The sequence below is a fragment of the Microbacterium sp. zg.Y1084 genome (assembly GCF_024623595.1).
Classification (GTDB): Bacteria; Actinomycetota; Actinomycetes; order Actinomycetales; family Microbacteriaceae; genus Microbacterium; species Microbacterium wangruii.
Window position 1 is genome coordinate 557,627 of record NZ_JANJGV010000003.1, and the last position, 19,012, is coordinate 576,638.

Here is a 19,012-nt window from a genome sequence, read left to right on the forward strand (position 1 = left end):
GAGGGGATGTGGTGCATGCTGGACGAGATGGTCATCGACGGCGTGGATGTGCCGGAGGACGGGCCGGCGCGGGACCACGCCGCCGAACTCCTCGTTCGTGTTGCCGCCGGCGACCAATCCGCCTTCGCGCGGCTCTACGACATGCTGGCGCCGCGGGTGTTCGGTCTGATCGTGCGGGTGCTGGTCGACCGGTCGCAGAGCGAAGAGGTGCTGCAGGAGGTCTTTCTCGAAGTGTGGCAATCCGCTGCGCGCTTCGCTCCGAACAAGGGGCAGGGGAGGGCATGGGTCCTCACCATGGCCCACCGCCGAGCGGTGGACCGGGTGCGGGCATCCCAGTCCAGCGCAGACCGCGACCTGAAAGCGGGCCTGCGTGATCTCGACGTCGCACACGACGACGTCGCCGAGCAGGTCGAGCTGAAGGTGGAGGGGCAGAAGGTGGCAGGTGCGCTGTCGGCTCTTCCCGCACCTCAGCGCGAAGCGATCGAGCTGGCGTACTACGGCGGTTACAGTCAGAGCGAAATCGCCGTGCTGGTGGGCGCCCCGCTCGGAACGATCAAGACCCGGATGCGTGACGGACTGTCGCGACTGCGCGCCGCGATGGGGGTGACCGCATGACCGAGCAGGACTTCGCCGAACTCGCCGCCGGTCACGCCCTCCATGCCCTCTCGCACGACGATGAGGCCGCCTACTGGGAAGCGCTCGCCGCCAACCCGGCGTGGGAGCAGATCGCGCAGGCGGATGCCGCTGCCGCCGCCGCCCTCGCCGACGCCGTGCGCCCGGTCGCGCCGCCGCTGACCGCGCGCTCGGTGCTGCTCGCTCGGGTCACCGCACTGGCACGGGAGCAGGCCCACCCCGCGCCGGCGGCGGCCGCGTTCGACGCCGCGGATGACGACGTCGACGACAGCGGGCCCGTCACCCACGTGGTCGGGGTCGTGCCGCCGCCCCCCGCGGCACTGCGACCGCCGGCCGACCCGGTGGCGGCTGCGCCGCCGGTGCCGCCGGTACCGCCGCTTCCGCCGGTGCCGCCCCTGCCGGCCGTGCCGCCTGCGGCGGCAGCGTCGGGGGACGACGTCCCCGTCGCGCCGTCTCTGCGCCGCGATCGTGCCGCGGGCGAGACGACGGATGCCGCCGGTGACGAACCCGAGACGCAGTTGCTGCCCGCGGCGGAGCCGGCATCGGCTGCCGACGACGACGAGCCCGCGGCGGAGCCGGCATCCGGTGCCGTCGACGACGAGCCCGTGACCGACCCGGCATCCGGTGCCGTCGACGATGAGCCCGTGACCGACCCGGCATCCGGTGCCGTCGACGACGAGCCCGTGACCGACCCGGCATCCGGTGCCGTCGACGATCTGCCCGCGCCCGACCACGCCTCCGAGGATGGGCAGGCCGAGACGACCGGCCCATCGCCGATCACCGGACCGAATCCGATGACGGGCCTCACCCGGCTGTTCGGGTTGCAGGCGGCCGCCACATCACCGATATCCGTGCCGCCGGCATCCGGCGATGGCGCCGAGCCGCCGACGACGACCACGGCGATGCAGGCCGTCGTGCGGCAACGCTGGACGCGCGGGCTCATCGCGCTCGCCGCCTGCCTGACGCTGCTCGTGGGCGTGGGGTTCGGTGCGGGCGCCGTGCACAACTGGCTCAACCGCCCGGCATCCGTCGTGGCGCTCGACGAGGTCAGGGACGCCCCCGACGCGCAGTCGGCCACCGTCGTCATGGAGGGCGGCCTGACGATGACGGCGTACTGGTCGGCCGAGCAGGGCAAGGCGGTGCTGGTGACCGACGGGCTGCCGCCGATCCCCACCGACGAGACGTTCGAGATGTGGCTGATCCGCGACGACGAGCCCACCTCGGCGGGAACCTTCACCCCGCAGTCTGGCAGCCGTGCCACCTCGGTGATCGACAGCGAGGTGCAGCCGGGCGACGTCTTCGCCATCACCGTCGAACCGGCCGGTGGGTCTCCGAACGGCGCGCCCACGAGTGATCCGATCGTCGCCGTCCCCACCGCCTGACCGGCTCCGGCGCGGTGGTCGCGGCGCCCTCACGGGGAGCCGCGGGTAGCCTGGATTGATGACCGACGACGCCGGCAACCCGTTCCACAAGCCCGTCCGGCGGCCCTCCGACACGTTCGACCGGTTCTTCGCCGCCCAGGATCCGGCCGAGGTGTCGCGCGTCGCGCACGCCACCGCACAGGCGCTGCTCACCCGCGTGCGCGCGGAGCAGGACGACGAGGTGGTGGAGCGCCTGGTGGGGTTCACCGATCGTCACGGCATCCACGACATCGCCGAGCTGTGGTCGCAGGCTCCCGCCCGGTCGCTGCCGGGCGCGCTGTGGCGGCTGTACCTGCTGCAGCTGATGATCCACGACGACCCTCAGACCGCGGCGCTGCTGTACGACCGGGGGCGGGTCGCCACCGCCACCGTCGACCCCGTGGTGGCCGGGGCGCCCACGCCCGCCGGCCCGGAGGAGCTCGTGACCCTGGTCGACACCATCATGCGCGGGCTCTTCACCGGCGACTTCGCGGTGGCGCTGGAGCGCGCGGCGGCATTCTGCCGTGTGGAGGCGACGGGCGCGACGCACCTCGCCGACGATTACGAGACGACCGAGTCCGACCGGGCGAGCGCGCTGACCACCCGCGCCCTGCGGCTGTCGACCTATGCCGGCGACCTGGCGTCGTGCGCCGCCCTCTGGCGCCGCGACACACTGACGTAGGCCGCGGGGCGGCTCCCCCCGGGTCGCTGAGACGAATTCTGGCGGACGAGACCGTGGGTAATGCCCGTCGTCTCGTCCGCCAGAATTCGTCTCACGGAGTCTCGCGGATCGGACGCCGCCGCCGGGGCATGAAAGTGCCGGGCCGCAGAACGCCTCTCGGCGCGAGGCCGCTCGCAGCGGCAGAAGATGGAGCCCGGGGTTACTGCGGCCCGGCTGCTCCAGTGTAACGGAGGCCCGCCGCCGGGCATTCCCGAATCGGGCGGATTGCACCGGATGCCAGGTCTGCGTACCCTGGCGCCCCGCGCGGCCTAGGCTCGCGTCATGGCCTGGATCTTCGCCCTCACGATCGACCCCGTCGCTGCGGATTCCGCCGACGCCGACTTCGCCGACACGTTCGCCGTCATCGATCCCGCAGCGCCCGCACTGAGTGTCGGCGAGCTGAGCACGCAGCGCGGCGACGGCATCTTCGAATCGATCGGCGTCGTCGACGGACATGCCCAGGAGGTCACCGCGCACCTCGAGCGGCTCGCCCACTCCGCACGCATCTGCGACCTCCCCGCGCCGCACCTGGGCCAATGGCGCCAGGCCGTCGAGATGGCCGCCGCCGCCAGCGGGCCGGGGGAGTCGGTCATCAAGCTCATCCTCAGCCGCGGCGTCGAGCACGGCCCCGCCCCGACGGCGTGGGTCACGGTGGCCACGGCGTCCGATTTCACCGCGGTACGGCGCGACGGCATCCGCGTGGTCACCCTCGACCGCGGCTACGCCCTCGACGTGCCGGCCCGCGCGCCCTGGCTGCTGCTGGGCGCGAAGACGCTGTCGTACGCGGTGAACATGGCCGCCATCCGCGAGGCCAAGCGTCGCGGCGCCGACGACGCGATCTTCACCACGTCCGACGGGTTCGTGCTCGAAGCCCCCACGGCGTCGCTGATCCTGCGCCGCGGCGACACGTTCGTCACGCCCGCGCCGAACGGCGGCATCCTGCACGGCACCACGCAGCTGAGCCTGTTCGCCCACCTCGAGCAGCAGGGATTCGCCACCGCCTACGAGACGGTGCCGGTGGCCGACCTGTCGACGGCGGATGCCGCCTGGCTCGTCTCGAGCGTGCGGCTCGCCGCGCCGATCACCGCGGTCGACGGGGCGGCGCTGCCGACGGATGCCGAGTTCACGGCATCCGTCAACGAGTACCTGCTGAGCCCTCGGGACTGAGCGCCGCTCCGCCCCGCGCCGCGCGCCGGCCCGCCGAGCGGGCGCTGAGACCTCATCGGACGGATGAGACGTCGGTAATCACCCGCTGTCTCGGCCCTCAGATGAGGTCTCACGGCGGCGGCGGGAGCTCCCGGCGGCGGAGGCCACGGCGGCGGCGGAGGCCACGGCGGCGGCGGAGCCACGGCAGCGGAGGTCACGGAGACGACAGCCACGCCGCCTCCGGCCGCGCTCACCCGAAGCGGCCGGAGACGTAGTCCTCGGTGGCCTTGACGGCGGGCGTCGTGAAGATGGTGTTCGTGTCGTCGTACTCGATGAGCTTGCCCGGCTTGCCGGTGCCGGCGATGTTGAAGAACGCGGTCTTGTCCGACACGCGCGATGCCTGCTGCATGTTGTGCGTGACGATGACCACCGTGTAGTCGTTCTTCAGCTCGGCGATGAGCTCCTCGATCGCGTAGGTCGAGATCGGGTCGAGGGCCGAGCAGGGCTCGTCCATGAGGATCACCTGCGGCGACACGGCGATCGCACGCGCGATGCACAGACGCTGCTGCTGGCCGCCCGACAGGCCCGAACCGGGCTTGTCGAGGCGGTCTTTGACCTCGTTCCACAGGTTCGCGCCGCGCAGCGACCGCTCCACCAGGTCGTCGGCGTCGGACTTGGAGATGCGCTTGTTGTTGAGCTTGACCCCCGCCAGCACGTTCTCCTTGATCGACATCGTGGGGAACGGGTTGGGCCGCTGGAACACCATGCCCACCTGGCGGCGCACCAGCACCGGGTCGACGCTCGGCCCGTAGAGGTCGTCGCCGTCCAGCAGCACCTTGCCCTCGACGCGCGCGCCCGGGATGACCTCGTGCATGCGGTTGAGCGTGCGCAGGAACGTGGACTTGCCGCAGCCCGACGGGCCGATGAAGGCCGTCACGCTGCGTGGCTCGATCTCGAGGGAGACGCCCTCGACGGCGAGGAAGTCGCCGTAGTAGACGTTCAGATCGCTGACTTCGATGCTCTTGGACAACTGGTTTCCTTCGGGTGGGAGCGTTCGGGGAGGCCGCGTCAGCGGCCCATCTTGGGGGCGAAGATCCGCGCGATGAGGCGCGCGAAGAGGTTCAGCGCCATGACGATGACGATGAGCACCAGCGCACCCGCCCAGGCGCGGTCGACATATGCCCAGCCGGGGATGCCCTGGTTCATGTACTGGGTGTAGACGAAGACCGGCAGCGACGCCATGCGGCCGTCGAAGAGGTTGTAGTTCATCGACGTCGCCATGCCGGCGGTGATCAGCAGCGGAGCCGTCTCGCCGATGACGCGCGAGATCGACAGCATGATGCCGGTGGTGATGCCCGCCAGCGACGTCGGCAGCACGACCTTGACGATCGTGAGCCACTTCGGCACGCCCAGGGCGTACGACGCCTCGCGCAGCTCGTTCGGCACGAGTCGCAGCATCTCCTCGGTCGAGCGCACGACCACGGGGATCATCAGCACCGACAGTGCGACGGCGCCCATGATGCCCATGCGGATGCCGGGGCCGAAGAACAGCGCGAACAGCGCGAAGGCGAACAGGCCCGCCACGATCGAGGGGATGCCGGTCATGACGTCGACGAGGAACGTGATGCCGCGGGCGAGGCGCCGCCCGCCGCCGTACTCGATGAGGTAGATCGCGGTGAACAGGCCGATCGGGATCGAGATGACCGCAGCGGCCAGCGTGATCTGCAGCGTGCCCATGATGGCGTGCAGGGCGCCGCCGCCTTCGCCGACGACGTTGCGCATCGAGTGGGTGAAGAACTCCGCCGACAGACCCGCGATGCCGTTGGTGATGACCGTGATGGCCACCGAGATCAGCGGCACCATCGCGATGAGGAACGCGGCGGTCACGACACCGGTGACGAACCGGTCCATGCCCTTGCGGCGGCCCTCGATGAGCGAGGAGATCGTGGTGATGAGCGCCAGGTAGACCAGCGCCGAGACGATGGCCCACCCGGCGACGTTGAACGGGGAGCCGCCGGCGAGCGCGATCACGCCGAACAGCAGCGCCATGAGGGCGGCGGCACCGACCAGGATCGCCCACGGCGCCCAGCGGGGCAGGCGTCCACTGGTCAGGCGCAGCGGGGCGCCGGCCGATACGGGGCGCGCCGACGGGGCGGGGGGAGCGGTGGTCACGGTCATCAGTTCGCTCCCGAGAATTCCTTGCGGCGGCTGACGACCCAGCGCGCCACCGCGTTGACGGCGAACGTGACCACGAACAGGATCAGGCCTGTCGCGATCAGCACGTTGATGTTGGTGCCGTAGGCCTCGGGGAAGGTCAGGGCGATGTTGGCGGGGATCGTGCTCGGGTTGGACGGCGTGAACAGTCGGAGCGTGACGACGCCGGTGGCCGAGAGCACCATGGCGACGGCCATGGTCTCGCCCAGCGCGCGGCCGAGACCCAGCATGGATGCCGAGACGATGCCGGAGCGGCCGAAGGGGAACACCGCCATGCGGATCATCTCCCAGCGGGTGGCGCCGAGGGCGAGCGCGGCCTCTTCGTGCAGACGCGGCGTCTGCAGGAAGATCTCGCGGCAGATCGCCGTGATGATCGGGACGACCATGACCGCCAGCACGATCGCCGCCGTGAAGATGGTGCGGCCCGTCTGCGAGACGGGGCCGGCGAAGAGCGGGAACCACCCCGCGTTGACCACCAGCCAGCTGTAGACCGGCTGCACGGCGGGGGCGAGGACGAGGATGCCCCACAGGCCGAAGACCACCGACGGCACCGCCGCGAGCAGGTCGACCACGTAGCCGAGCGCCTGCGACAGCCGGCGAGGGGCGTAGTGCGAGATGAACAGCGCCACCGACACCGACAGCGGAACGGCCATCAGCAGCGCCAGGAACGAGGCCCACACGGTGCCGAACGCGAGCGGCCAGACGTAGTCCCAGAAGTCGGACTTCAGCAGCGACGCGGTCTCGCTCGTCGCCGTCAGACCGGGGAGGGACTGGACGATGAGGAAGATCGCGACCGCGGCGAGGGTCGCGAGGATCATTGTTCCGGCGAACAGCGCGGTTCCCGAGAACCAGCGATCGCCCACGCGCTGCGGGGGACGGCCGGTGCGGGTCTTCGCGACCGCGGCGGGGGTGGTGGTCGTTCCTGTTCTCGGGTATGGGGAACGCGGTGCTGCCCGGCCCGACCGGAGTCGGGCCGGGCAGCCGGTGTCACTCGGTGACGATCAGGTCGATCGCGGCGTTGACCTTCTCGCGCAGCGAGTCGGAGATGGGGGCGTTGCCGGCGGCGGCGGCCGCGGCATCCTGGCCCTCGGGGCTCGCGACGTACTCGAGGTAGCCCTTGACGACCGGGGCGAGGGCGGGGTCGACGTAGTCCTGGCAGGCGATCATGTAGCTGATCAGCACGATCGGGTAGACGCCGGCGGCGTCGGTGGTGCGGTCCAGTGCGATGGCGAGGTCGCCGTCGGCGCGGCCCTCCTCGAACGGCGACGCGTCGACGACGGCCGCCGCGGCCTCGGGGGAGTACTCCACGAACTCGTCGCCCACCTTGATGGCGACCGTCGACAGCCCCTCCTCGGCGGCCCGGGAGGCGTCGGCGTAGCCGATGGTGCCGTTGCCGCCGGAGATGGCCGACACGACACCGGAGGTGCCCTGGGCGGCCTCGTTGGTGCCGGGGGTCGACGGCCACACGCCGTCGGGCTCCCACGTCCACGTGTCGGGGGCGGCCTGGAAGAGGTAGTCGGTGAAGTTCTCGGTGGTGCCGGAGTCATCGGCGCGGTGCACGACCGTCACCCGCAGGTCGGGGAGCGTGACGCCGGGGTTCAGGGCGGCGATCGCCGGGTCGTTCCAGTTCTCGATCGCGCCGGAGAACAGGCCGGCGAGCGTGGCGGCATCCAGGTTGAGCGTGTCGACGCCCTCGAGGTTGAAGATGACCGCGATGGGGGAGATGTAGGTGGGCAGTTCGATGATGCCGCTGCCGTCGACGCAGCCGTCGAAGGAGCCGGTGAACTCGTCGGTCTTGAAGGGGCGGTCCGAGCCGGCGAAGGCGACGGCGCCGGCCTGGAACGACTCGCGGCCCGCGCCGGAGCCCGAGGCGTCGTAGGTGACCTCGACGTCGGGGTTGGCGGTCTGGAAGCCGGCGGTCCAGGCCTGGACCGCGACCTCCTGCGAGGAGGCGCCGGCGCCGGCGATGGTGCCCGAGAGCGTGGCGTCCTCGCCGCTGGCGGCAGGGGTCTGCTCGTTGACGGCGCAAGCGGTGAGGGTCAGTGCGGCGACGGCGGTGACGGCGCCGAACTGGGCGAAACGGGAGAGCTTCACTGTGTGTCCTTCGGGTTCGGAGTGGGCGCCCGGTGCAGGGCCCGCCCCGACGGTAGAGAGCAACTCTTACGAGAGTGCGCTTCCCGGGTGAACGAAAGGTGAACGGCTCCCGACCGCGAGCGGGTGCCCGCTCCCCACTCAGCGCGGCAGCTTGGGGGAGTGCGTCTCGATCGCCACGATCCCCGACCCCGGATTCGTCGCCGACAGGTGCACGACCGAGAACGCCGCGACCTCCAGGGCCGACGCACTGCCGAGGTACGACCCGCGCATCGTGCCGGTGGCCAGCGCGATCTCGGTGAGGATGTCCGGCAGCACCGGCCCGTGGCTGCACAGCACCGTCGGTTTGCGCGCCCGCACCCGCTCTCCCACCACGGCCCGCGCGTCGGAACGGCCCTCCTCCCAGGCATCCTGGCTGATCAGGGCGGTGCGCTCGATGCGCCGGTCGAGGGCTGCCGCCAGGGGTGTGATCGTCGCGACGCACCGCTCCGCCGGGCTCGTCACGATGCGACGCACTCCGAACGCCGACAGCGGCCCCACCAGCGCCGCCGCCTGCCGCGCGCCCTTGGGCGACAGCGGGCGCTTGGCGTCGGCCTTGTGCCAGTCCTCCCGCGCCACAGCCTTGGCGTGGCGCAGCACGATGAGCGGAAACGTCTCGAGCACGCCGTCGTCGACCAGCCGCGCGAACCCGTCGAGGATCTCGATGTCGACCGGGTAGCTCAGCATCGACCGTGCCTTCTTGACGCTCACCCACTCCAGTGCCGCGATCTCCTTGTTCGGCACGAACTCCGACGCGCGGATCGCCGGTTCGGTCGCCTGCGCCGACCAGTAGTGCACGATCTTCTGCTTCTTGCTGGGCAGCACGTAGCGGGACACGCCCAGCGCGACGCCGAGGGACACCCGGATGCCGGTCTCCTCGTGGATCTCGCGCACCGCCGTCTCGGCAAGCGCCTCGCCGGGATCGACCTTGCCCTTGGGCAGGGTGACGTCGCGGTACCGCGTGCGGTGGATCAGCAGGACGCGCAGCTTGCCGTCGACGACACGCCACACGACACCTCCGGCGGCGTAGACCGCGGTGTCGGTCATCGCACCGCCCGCACGCGCCGGCGGCGCTGCACCAACGCCATCGTCTTGTCCTGCAGGTCGGCCAGCGGCCGCCCCTCGGCATCGAGATGGTGGCGCACCCACTCGCCGTCGGCCCTCAGATGCCACGAACTGGTGCGGTCGCTCATCGCGACGTCGAAGAGCGAGATGAGCTCCTTCGCGTGTGCCGGCTCCGTGACGCGCACGAGCGCCTCGACCCGGCGGTCGAGGTTGCGGTGCATCATGTCGGCGCTGCCGATGTACACCTGCGGCTCGCCGCCGGCTTCGAACGCGAAGATGCGGGAGTGCTCGAGGTAGCGGCCGAGGATGCTGCGCACCGTGATGTTGTCGCTGACCCCGTCGAGCCCGACCTTGAGCGAGCAGATGCCGCGCACCCAGACGTCGACCTTCACCCCCGCCTGGCTGGCGCGGTACAGCGCATCGATGATCTGCTCGTCGACCATCGAGTTGACCTTGATGCGCACCGACGCCGGCTTGCCGTCGAGGGCGTTGCGGCGCTCCGCGTCGATCAGTCGCAGCAGCCCCTTGCGCAGGTGCAGCGGCGCGACCAGCAGCCGCTTGAACTTCTTCTCGATCGCGTAGCCCGACAGCTCGTTGAACAGACGTGTGAGGTCGCGCCCGACCTGCTCGTCGGTGGTGAAGAGCCCGAAATCCTCGTACAGGCGGCTGGTCTTGGGGTTGTAGTTGCCGGTGCCGATGTGGCTGTAGCTGCGCAGCGACCCGTCTTCCTCGCGGATGACGTGCAGCAGCTTGCAGTGGGTCTTGAGCCCCACGAGGCCGTAGACCACGTGCACGCCGGCCTTCTCGAGCTTGCGCGCCCAGACGATGTTGGCGGCCTCGTCGAAACGGGCCTTAACCTCGACCAGCACGAGCACCTGCTTGCCGGCCTCGGCGGCGTCGATGAGCGCCTTCACGATGGGACTGTCCCCCGACGTGCGGTACAGCGTCTGCTTGATCGCGAGGACGTGCGGGTCTTTCGCGGCCTGCTCGAGGAACGCCTGCACGCTCGTGGTGAACGACTCGTACGGATGGTGCACCAGCACGTCGCCCTTGCGGATGGCGGCGAACAGGTCGGCACGGCCGTTCTGCTCGGCCGGCTGGAACGGCAGCGCAGTCACCGGCACGTGCGGCGGGAAGTGCAGGTCGGGCCGGTCGATGCGGGCGAGGTCGAACAATCCGCGCAGATCGAGCGGGCCGGGGAGGCGGTAGACCTCCTGCTGCGTGATGTCGAGCTCGTTGATCAGCAGGTCGAGGGTGAGGTCGTCCATGTCGTCGCCGACCTCGAGTCGGATCGGCGGCCCGAAACGGCGGCGCAGCAGCTCGGCCTCGAGCGCCTGGATGAGGTTCTCCGTCTCGTCCTCTTCGATCACGACGTCTTCGTTGCGGGTGAGGCGGAAGGCGTGGTGGTCGAGGATCTCCATTCCGGGGAAGAGGTCCTTGAGATTGTGCGCGATGAGGTCTTCCAAGGGCAGATAGCGCACGGTGCGCCCGTCGGCGCGCACCTGCACGAACCGCGGCAGCATCGGCGGCACCTTCAGTCGCGCGAACTCCTGGCGCCCGGTGCGGGCGTTGCGGATGCGGATGGCCAGGTTCAGCGACAGCCCCGAGATGTAGGGGAAGGGGTGGGCCGGGTCCACCGCCAGCGGCATGAGAACGGGGAACACCTGTCCCTGGAAATAGTCGTAGAGCTGCGTGCGCTCCCCGTCGCTGAGCTCGTGCCACGACACGATGTCGATGCCGGCGTCGGCGAGGGCGGGGCGCACCAGCGTCGTCCACGCGTCGGCGTGCCGCAGCTGCAGCGCATGGGCCTCGGCGGAGATGTCGGCGAGCACGTCCTGCGGGGCGCGGCCGACGTTGGTCGGCACGGCGAGGCCGGTGATGATGCGGCGTTTGAGGCCGGCGACGCGCACCATGAAGAACTCGTCGAGGTTGCTGGCGAAGATCGCGAGGAAGTTGGCGCGCTCCAGCACGGGCAGCGACGGATCCTCCGCGAGCTCGAGGACCCGCCGGTTGAACGCGAGCCAGCTGATCTCGCGGTCCTGGTAGCGGTTCTCGGGCAGTTGCGCGTCGTGCGTCTCGACGACCTGGTCGAAGTCGTCGTCGTCGGCGTCGCCCAGACCGGTGTCGAGTGCCTCGGTGTGGATCATCTGCCCATCATTGCAGGGCTGACGCAGCAGGGGAGAGCGGATGCCGCGGCGGGTCAGGCCTGCGAGCGCTCGCGCGGTGCGGGCACCTGGTCGTCCTCGTACACGTTGAAGCGGTAGCCCACGTTGCGCACGGTGCCGATGAGCTGCTCGAGGTCGCCGAGCTTGGCGCGCAGGCGTCGCACGTGCACGTCGACCGTGCGCGTGCCGCCGAAGTAGTCGTAGCCCCAGACCTCGCTCAACAGCTGCTCTCGCGTGAACACCCGAGAGGGGTGCGTGGCGAAGAAGTGCAGCAGCTGGAACTCCTTGTAGGTGAGGTCGAGCGGCTTGCCGTGCACCTTCGCCGAATACGACGACTCGTCGATCGTGATGCCGGAGGTCTGGATGCGGGTGGACGTCTGCTCCGCCGACTGGCGGCCGACGGCCAGTCGCACGCGGGCGTCGACCTCGGCGGGGCCCGCGTTGACGAGGATGACGTCGTCGATGCCCCAGTCGGTCGAGACCGCGGTAAGGCCGCCCTCGGTGACGACCAGCACCAGCGGCGCGTCGAGGCCGGTGGTCGTGAGGATCTTGCACAGCGACTTCGCGCCCACCAGGTCGGTGCGCGCATCGATGAAGATCACGTCGGCGCTGGGAGCGTTGACGAGCTGGGCGGGTTCGGCCGGGATCTGTCGCACACGATGGCTCAGCAGTTCGAGCGCGGGCAGTACCGGAACGCCGCCTGGCGCGGAGCTCAGAACGAGAAGCTGGGCCACGTGAGGATCCTCCCCGAGCGCGGCGGGCCGCGTCGTGCCCCCCATCCTAGAGCGCACGCGGAGCGGTCTTGGCACCGCTCCCGCCGTTGTTGCGACAGTGCGTCACAATAGAGACATGACCATTCCCGAGCTCGCACCCCGGCGCACGTTCGGCGGCATCATCGCCGTGTGGGTCGTCGCGGCCCTCGCCGCGGTGGCCATCGGGATCTTCGCCCCGGCGGAGTGGCGGGCACCCTGGGTGACGGTGGCGCTGGGGGGATGCCTCGTCCTCTCGTTCGCCGTGCAGCTGGCATCCGGACGCTCGCAGCGGTTCACCGAGCGCATGGCGGCGAGCATCCTCGGGTCGCTCCTGGTGATGGGTGTCATCGGGTTCGGGTTCGGGCTGGCGAGCCTCGTTCCGGCGTAGAGTGAGGGTCATGGATCTTTTCGCCCTCGAGATGTTCTTCATCGGCCTGCTGGGGCTGGCCGGACTCTCCATCGCGTTCATCTCCGCCGTCGTGGTCAAGAACCTCTACCGCGGCCAGCGCTGACGGCACTGACGTGATCGAGCTGCCGACCGATCTGCCCGCCGACCTGGTGCCGCTGTCGTGGCTGCTGGGGGTCTGGGAGGGCACCGGCGTCATCGATTACGAAGACGGCGAGGGGCGCCGCTTCGAGGGCGAGTTCGCGCACCGCGTGAGCTTCAGTCACGACGGGGGCGACTACCTCAACTACACCGGGCACGCGCACATGCTGGCCGATCCGCAGACCGCACTCGTCGCCGAGACCGGATTCTGGCGGCTGGCCCGTGCCGCCACCGATGTCGACGCCGGTCCGGGACTGCTCCCCGCCGTCGCCGAGCCGGTGAACCGCACCGCCGACGACGTCGAGGCGCTGCGCACCGCCGAGGGCGGCTTCGAGATCGAGGTCGCGCTCGTGCACTCCGACGGGGTCAGCGAGATCTACGTGGGTCAGGTGCGGGGGCCGCGCATCGACATCGCGACGGATGCCGTGATGCGCTCCGCATCCGCCAAGCCGTACGCCGCCGCGACCCGCATGTACGGTCTCGTCGACAACCACCTGCTGTGGGCCTGGGACATCGCCGCCCTCGGGGCACCGCTCGCCTCGCACGCGTCGGCGCGACTGGCGCGGGTGCAGTGATGACCGACCGCACCCCGATCGACTCCGGCACGACCGACGCCACGGCGACCACCACGTCCGCCGCCGACCCCTTCGCCGCCGTGCCCGCCGCGGTCGTCGACGACGGGATGCTGCTGCACCTCGGCGCCCCGTCGGCCGAGCAGCGCGCCCTCGCCACCGGCACCGCCGTCGCCCCGCTCGGCGACCGCACCGTGCTCGCCGTCACCGGCGAGGACCGCCTGTCGTGGCTGGACTCGCTGTCGTCGCAGGCGCTGAAGGGCCTGGCCGCCGGCGCGAGCACCGAGCTGCTGATCCTCGACCCTCGGGGGCATGTCGAGCACGCCGCGGCCGTCGTCGATGACGGTGAGACGACGTGGCTGATCGTCGACCGCACCGGAGCGGAGTCGCTGCTGACCTGGCTCACCCGCATGCGCTTCCGCCTGCGGGTCGCGCCGCGCGACGCCTCGGACGAGGTCGCCGTGGTCGGCGGAACCGCCGAGGCCATCGCACGCGAGGTCCCCGAGGCCACCGCGGTGTGGACGGACCCGTGGCCCGCCGTCGCCGTCGGCGGCTGGGGCTACGCCCCCGCCGACCCGCACCCCGGCTTCGACCGCGACTGGAGCGAGGCGATCGTGCCGCGCGCCAGCCTCGACCGGCTCGCCACCGCTGCCCGCGACGGCTCGCTGTCGCTGGCCGGCACACTCGCCGCCGATGCGCTGCGCATCGCCGCCTGGCGCCCGCGCGCCTCCGCCGAGGGCGGGGAGCGCACTCTGCCGCACGAGGCCGACTGGCTGCGCACGGCGGTGCACCTCGACAAGGGCTGCTACCGCGGTCAGGAGACCGTCGCCAAGGTGCACAACCTCGGCCACCCGCCGCGACGCCTCGTGGCGCTGCAGCTCGACGGCAGCGACGCGCTGCTGCCGGTGCCGGGTGCGGTCGTACGCCGCGACGGCGACGCGGTCGGTGAAGTGACCTCGGTCGCGCGCCACTTCGAGGAGGGGCCCATCGCCTTGGCGTTCCTCAAGCGGTCGGTTCCGCTGGACGCCGCCCTCACCGTCGACACCGATGAAGGGGCGGTCGCCGCCGCGCAGGAGACGATCGTGCCGCCGGATGCCGGAGCCACCGCCGCCATCCCGCGTCTGCCGCGCCTGTCGCGTCGGCGCTGAGGGAGCCGAGCGACCGTCAGCGCGGGGCGACCGCGGCCCACGGCACGGTGAGCTCGCCCAGGCGCCAGCGTGCCGAGGGGCCGAGCGACCAGCCGGCATCCGTCATCGCCGCCATCGTCGTGCGCCAGCGGTGCACGGCGCCGAACGGCGACACGACCGCGGCCTGGTGCCACCGCGCGTCGAGCTCGCTCAGCAGGGCGTGCACGCCCTCACCGGGGACGTTGCGGTGGATGAGGGCCTTCGGCAGTCGCTCCGCCGCGATCGACGGCTGCTGCAGCGAGGCCAGGTGCAGCGACACCGTGAGCGAGCGGGGCGCGGCATCCGCCCCCACCTCGACCCACGCCGAGACGCGGCCGATCTCGTCGCACGTGCCCTCGACGAGGATGCCGCCGGGGGCGAGCCTGCTCGCCATGCGGTCCCATGCCGCCGGGACGTCGGACTCGCCGTACTGCCGCAGCACGTTGAACGCCCGCACCACGGTCGGCCGGCGCGGGGCGGGCAGCTCGAAGCCGCCGCGGGCGAAAGAGACGCGGGCGTCCGGCGAGAAATCGGTGCGCCCCTCGCGCACGTCGGCCAGCTGCGCGGTCGCGCGGGCCACGCGGGCCGGGTCGATCTCGAGGCCGAGCACCGTCACGTCGGGGCGCAGGCGGGCGAGGCGGGCGTGCAGCTCGAGGGCGGTCACGCCGCTCGCGCCGTAGCCCAGGTCGACCACGAGCGGGTCGACGGGGGCGGTGCGCAGCGCGCGATGCCGGGCGATCCAGCGGTCGACGCGGCGCAGCCGATTGGTGTTGGTCGTGCCGCGGGTGATCTGCCCGACCGGGGAGGTCGCCATACGAACCATGATGCCAGGAGTGGGGTGGGAGCCCGCCGAGTAGGATCGGAGCATGACCGAGCCGCACACGCTGATCCTCCTCCGCCACGGGCAGAGCGAGTGGAACGAGTTGAATCTCTTCACCGGGTGGGTCGATGTCCGCCTGACCGACCAGGGCAAGGCCGAGGCCGAGCGCGGCGGTCGGCTGATGGCCGAGGCGAACCTGCTTCCCGACGTGCTGCACACCTCCGTGCTCAGCCGCGCCATTCAGACCGCGAACATCGCCCTCGACGCCGCCGACCGCCTCTGGATTCCGGTGAAGCGCTCCTGGCGCCTCAACGAGCGCCACTACGGCGCGCTGCAGGGCAAGGACAAGGCGCAGACGCTCGCCGAGTTCGGCCAGGAGCAGTTCATGCTGTGGCGCCGCTCGTTCGACGTGCCGCCGCCGCCCCTGCCCGCCGATGACGAGTTCAGCCAGGCCGGCGACCCGCGCTACGTCGGCATCGACGGCGAGGTCCCCGCGACCGAGTCGCTCAAGCTCGTGATCGACCGCATGCTGCCGTACTGGCACAGCGACATCATCCCCGACCTGCAGCAGGGCAAGACGGTGCTGGTGACCGCCCACGGCAACTCGCTGCGCGGCCTGGTGAAGCACCTCGAGGGCATCAGCGACGACGACATCGCGCAGCTGAACATCCCCACCGGCATCCCGCTGGTGTACCGCCTCAACGCCGACATGACGCCGGTCGGCCCGGGTGAGTACCTCGACCCCGAGGCCGCCGCCGCCGGCGCCGCCGCCGTGGCCGCACAGGGCAAGAAGTAACCGACAGCAGCAACGACGAGGGGTGGATGCCATGTGGCATCCACCCCTCGTGTCGTTGCGGGATCAGCTGTTCGGCTGCGTGCGCAGGAGGCCCAGCATCTCGGGGTCGGCGGTCCAGTCGCCGGTCGCGAGGTAGAGCACCTTCTTCGCCACCGACTCGGCGTGGTCGGCGAAGCGCTCGTGGTAGCGGCTGGCGAGCGTGGCATCCACGGTCGCTGCGGCCTCACCCTGCCAGTTGTCGCTGAGCACCTTCTCGAACACCGAGATGTGCAGGTCGTCGAGCTTGTCCTCGGCGACGCGGATCTTCTCCGTCAGAGCCAGGTCCTCGGTGCGCAGCAGCTCGGTGAGCAGGCGCGCGACCTCGACGTCGAGCTCACCCATCTTGGTGAACGTGTTCTTCAGTCCGCGGGGGATGGCGCGCTCGGGGAAACGCATGCGGGTGAGCTGGGCGATGTGCTCGGCGATGTCGCCCATGCGCTCGAGCGACGCCGACACGCGCAGCGCGGCGACCACGATGCGCAGGTCGCGGGCCACCGGCTGCTGGCGGGCGAGGATCTGGATGGCGAGCTCGTCGAGCTCGATGGCCTTGTCATCGATGACCTGGTCGGCTTCGATGACCTCTTCGGCCAGAGCGACGTCGCTGGTGCCGAAGGCACGGGTGGCCTTGTCGATGGCGATCGTGACGAGCTCGGCGATCTCGACGAGCCGCCCCTGCACGTCTTCGAGGGACTGGTGGAACACTTCGCGCATGGGGGTACCTTCCTTCCGCGGGCACAGCACCGCTTCGACCTCGCGGCGGGGCGTGCGTTCGCGAGCTTGGCGATTCTCGTCGGCGAAGGTTAACGAACGGTGCCGCCGGAGTGAATAGTATCCCGCGGGGCGCCGTGGCGGCCGGATTCCGAGCATGTGCGCGGCTGCGCCCCGTCTACGCTGGACACATGGATTCGCTGCAGCTGGCGCTGCTGTCCTTGCTGGTCGGGATGTTCGTCGGCGTCTCCGTGGCGCTGCTGATCACCCTCGCACTGCGCGCCCGCGACCGTGCCCTCGCCGCGGATTCCTCGCACCTGCCCGACGGCCTGCACGCGGTGCTCGGCGGCATGGACGATGCGGCCGTCGTCGTCGATGCGTCGTCGACCGTGGTGGCGTCGTCGTCGGCGGCGGAGCTGTTCGGCATGCACGAGGGAGAGGTGCTCCCGAGCGTCGAGCTGCGCACGCTGGCGCGCACGGCGCGCACGAACGGCCGGCCCGCGACCGACACGCTGCGGCTGGGACGCACCACCACCCTCGCCCCCACCCGTCTGGTCACCGCCCGCGCGAGCGCCGTCACGCCGCGCCTGGTGCTGCTGGTGGTGCGCGACATCACCGAGCGCGAGCGGGTCGAGGAGATGCGCCGCGACTTCGTCACCAACACCAGCCATGAGCTGAAGACCCCTGTGGGCGCGGTCATGTTGCTGTCGGAGGCGATCGAGTCCGCCGCCGACGACCCCGCCCAGGTGCGCTCCTTCGCCGGCAGACTGCATGCCGAGGCGGCGCGGCTCGGCCAGCTGACCGGTCGCATCATGAGCCTGTCGCGCCTGCAGGCCGCCGACGAGCTGAGCGAGGTGCGCGACCTCTCCGTCGACCAGATCGTCGCGGCCGCCATCGAGGCGCACCTGACGCAGGCGGATGCCGCGGCGGTCGAGGTCGTGCGCGGCGGCGACCGCGGGCTGCACGTGCGCGGCGACATGCAGATCCTCAGCGAGGCGGTCGGCAACCTGGTCTCGAACGCCATCGCCTACTCCCCGTCGGGGTCGCGGGTGGGGGTGGGGGTCAAGCGCGTCGGCGACGTGGTGGAGATCGCCGTCACCGACCGTGGCATCGGCATTCCCGAGGGGGAGCAGCAGCGCGTGTTCGAGCGGTTCTACCGTGCCGACCAGGCGCGGTCACGCAGCACCGGCGGCACGGGGCTGGGGCTGGCGATCGTGAAGCACGCCGTGCAGCGCCACGGCGGCGAGGTGCGGCTGTGGTCCCAGCCGGGGCGCGGATCGACGTTCACCGTGCGGCTGCCGCTGGCCGCCACTCCCGCCGCCGAGGGGCAGCCGCGCAAGAAGAAGGCCCGCACCCAGAGCGGACGCCCCGCCACCGCCCTCTCGAACGGAGACCCCCGATGACCCGCGTGCTGATCGTCGAGGACGAGCCCGATCTCGCAGACCCGCTGGCCTACCTGCTGCGCCGGGAGGGGTTCGAGGTGCAGATCGCCGAGGACGGCCCCACGGCGCTGCGGATGTTCGATTCGGCCGGCGCCGACATCATCCTGCTCGACCTCATGCTGCCGGGGATGCAGGGCACCGAGGTGTGCCGCCAGATCCGGATGACGTCATCGGTGCCGATCATCATGCTGACCGCGAAGGACTCCGAGGTCGACATCGTCGTGGGGCTCGAGCTCGGGGCGGACGACTACGTCACCAAGCCCTATTCATCCCGCCAGCTGCTCGCCCGCATGCGCGCGGTGCTGCGTCGCAGCGCGCCCGCGGGGGACGACCTCGAGGAGCGCGTGCTCACCGGTGGCCGGGTGACCCTCGACATCGATCGGCACGCCGTGGCGGTCGACGGCACCGAGATCAACATGCCGCTGAAGGAGTTCGAGCTGCTCGAGCTGCTGATGCGCAACGCCGGGCGCGTGCTCACCCGCGGGCAGCTCATCGACCGCGTGTGGGGCAGCGACTATTTCGGCGACACGAAGACCCTCGACGTGCACATCAAGCGCATCCGCTCCCGCATCGAGGAGAACCCGAGCGAGCCGGTCATGCTGGTGACGGTACGCGGCCTCGGCTACCGCTTCGAAGGCTGAACGCGCCGCACACGCCGAAGCCCGGCCGAGGGACGATCCTCGGCCGGGCTTCGGC

The 19,012-nt window shown here is 71.1% G+C and carries 19 protein-coding genes; 10 read left to right on the forward strand and 9 right to left on the reverse strand.

Going from position 1 to position 19,012, the window contains the following annotated elements:
- Positions 1 to 15: 15 nt before the first annotated feature.
- The 4 genes from sigK to NQ165_RS07250 all read left to right on the forward strand — a co-directional run bounded on the left by sigK (position 16) and on the right by NQ165_RS07250 (position 3,921).
- Positions 16 to 615, forward strand: coding sequence for an ECF RNA polymerase sigma factor SigK (gene sigK / locus NQ165_RS07235; protein ID WP_257525823.1), 600 nt, complete (start codon positions 16 to 18; stop codon positions 613 to 615).
- The gene (locus tag NQ165_RS07240; RefSeq protein ID WP_257532240.1) at positions 612 to 2,015 is read left to right on the forward strand and encodes an anti-sigma factor domain-containing protein; all 1,404 of its coding nucleotides are present in this window, start codon (positions 612 to 614) and stop codon (positions 2,013 to 2,015) included. Before sigK ends, NQ165_RS07240 begins: the two co-directional genes overlap by 4 nt.
- 58 nt (positions 2,016 to 2,073) lie before the next feature.
- Positions 2,074 to 2,715 carry a DNA-directed RNA polymerase subunit beta gene (locus NQ165_RS07245; RefSeq protein WP_257525821.1) on the forward strand — a complete coding sequence of 214 codons (642 nt, stop codon included), beginning with the start codon at positions 2,074 to 2,076 and terminating at the stop codon, positions 2,713 to 2,715.
- A 321-nt stretch (positions 2,716 to 3,036) separates the two neighbouring features.
- Positions 3,037 to 3,921, forward strand: coding sequence for an aminodeoxychorismate lyase (locus NQ165_RS07250; RefSeq protein ID WP_257525820.1), 885 nt, complete (start codon positions 3,037 to 3,039; stop codon positions 3,919 to 3,921).
- Positions 3,922 to 4,150: 229 nt separating this feature from the next.
- Here NQ165_RS07250 and pstB read toward each other — a convergent pair whose 3' ends face one another.
- The 7 genes from pstB to NQ165_RS07285 form a co-directional block, all read right to left on the reverse strand.
- On the reverse strand, positions 4,151 to 4,930 hold the full coding sequence (pstB, locus tag NQ165_RS07255; protein WP_257525819.1) for a phosphate ABC transporter ATP-binding protein PstB: 780 nt from the start codon (positions 4,928 to 4,930) through the stop codon (positions 4,151 to 4,153).
- Positions 4,931 to 4,968: 38 nt separating this feature from the next.
- Entirely contained in the window at positions 4,969 to 6,078 is a 1,110-nt protein-coding gene (gene pstA, locus NQ165_RS07260; protein WP_257532242.1) for a phosphate ABC transporter permease PstA, read from the reverse strand.
- Positions 6,078 to 6,977, reverse strand: coding sequence for a phosphate ABC transporter permease subunit PstC (gene pstC / locus NQ165_RS07265; protein WP_257532244.1), 900 nt, complete (start codon positions 6,975 to 6,977; stop codon positions 6,078 to 6,080). Before pstC ends, pstA begins: the two co-directional genes overlap by 1 nt.
- A 124-nt stretch (positions 6,978 to 7,101) precedes the next feature.
- Entirely contained in the window at positions 7,102 to 8,208 is a 1,107-nt protein-coding gene (gene pstS / locus NQ165_RS07270) for a phosphate ABC transporter substrate-binding protein PstS (protein ID WP_257532245.1), read from the reverse strand.
- 138 nt (positions 8,209 to 8,346) lie between these two features.
- Positions 8,347 to 9,291, reverse strand: a complete 945-nt coding sequence (locus NQ165_RS07275; protein WP_257532247.1) for an NUDIX hydrolase — start codon at positions 9,289 to 9,291, stop codon at positions 8,347 to 8,349.
- Positions 9,288 to 11,456, reverse strand: coding sequence for an RNA degradosome polyphosphate kinase (locus tag NQ165_RS07280; protein ID WP_257525812.1), 2,169 nt, complete (start codon positions 11,454 to 11,456; stop codon positions 9,288 to 9,290). Before NQ165_RS07280 ends, NQ165_RS07275 begins: the two co-directional genes overlap by 4 nt.
- A gap of 53 nt (positions 11,457 to 11,509) precedes the next feature.
- On the reverse strand, positions 11,510 to 12,208 hold the full coding sequence (locus tag NQ165_RS07285; RefSeq protein WP_257525811.1) for a response regulator transcription factor: 699 nt from the start codon (positions 12,206 to 12,208) through the stop codon (positions 11,510 to 11,512).
- Between the two features lie 115 nt (positions 12,209 to 12,323).
- On the opposite strand from NQ165_RS07285, the gene NQ165_RS07290 reads away from it, so the two are divergent.
- From NQ165_RS07290 to NQ165_RS07300, 3 genes are all read left to right on the forward strand, one after another.
- Positions 12,324 to 12,614: a hypothetical protein gene (locus tag NQ165_RS07290; RefSeq protein ID WP_257525810.1), complete on the forward strand. Its 291-nt coding sequence runs from the start codon at positions 12,324 to 12,326 to the stop codon at positions 12,612 to 12,614.
- 134 nt (positions 12,615 to 12,748) lie between these two features.
- Entirely contained in the window at positions 12,749 to 13,348 is a 600-nt protein-coding gene (locus NQ165_RS07295; RefSeq protein WP_257532249.1) for an FABP family protein, read from the forward strand.
- A 107-nt stretch (positions 13,349 to 13,455) separates the two neighbouring features.
- Positions 13,456 to 14,493: a folate-binding protein YgfZ gene (locus NQ165_RS07300; protein WP_257532404.1), complete on the forward strand. Its 1,038-nt coding sequence runs from the start codon at positions 13,456 to 13,458 to the stop codon at positions 14,491 to 14,493.
- A gap of 16 nt (positions 14,494 to 14,509) precedes the next feature.
- Here NQ165_RS07300 and NQ165_RS07305 read toward each other — a convergent pair whose 3' ends face one another.
- Entirely contained in the window at positions 14,510 to 15,325 is an 816-nt protein-coding gene (locus NQ165_RS07305; protein WP_257532251.1) for a trans-aconitate 2-methyltransferase, read from the reverse strand.
- 52 nt (positions 15,326 to 15,377) lie between these two features.
- Between NQ165_RS07305 and NQ165_RS07310 the strand changes: the two genes are divergently transcribed.
- The gene (locus tag NQ165_RS07310; RefSeq protein ID WP_257525806.1) at positions 15,378 to 16,127 is read left to right on the forward strand and encodes a phosphoglyceromutase; all 750 of its coding nucleotides are present in this window, start codon (positions 15,378 to 15,380) and stop codon (positions 16,125 to 16,127) included.
- Between the two features lie 63 nt (positions 16,128 to 16,190).
- On the opposite strand, the gene phoU is transcribed toward NQ165_RS07310, so the two are convergent.
- Positions 16,191 to 16,877, reverse strand: a complete 687-nt coding sequence (gene phoU / locus NQ165_RS07315) for a phosphate signaling complex protein PhoU (protein WP_257525805.1) — start codon at positions 16,875 to 16,877, stop codon at positions 16,191 to 16,193.
- Between the two features lie 188 nt (positions 16,878 to 17,065).
- Between phoU and NQ165_RS07320 the strand changes: the two genes are divergently transcribed.
- Together NQ165_RS07320 and NQ165_RS07325 are read left to right on the forward strand one after the other, a co-directional pair.
- Positions 17,066 to 18,277, forward strand: coding sequence for a cell wall metabolism sensor histidine kinase WalK (locus NQ165_RS07320; protein ID WP_257525804.1), 1,212 nt, complete (start codon positions 17,066 to 17,068; stop codon positions 18,275 to 18,277).
- The gene (locus NQ165_RS07325; RefSeq protein ID WP_257525803.1) at positions 18,274 to 18,957 is read left to right on the forward strand and encodes a response regulator transcription factor; all 684 of its coding nucleotides are present in this window, start codon (positions 18,274 to 18,276) and stop codon (positions 18,955 to 18,957) included. Before NQ165_RS07320 ends, NQ165_RS07325 begins: the two co-directional genes overlap by 4 nt.
- Positions 18,958 to 19,012 lie beyond the last annotated feature (55 nt).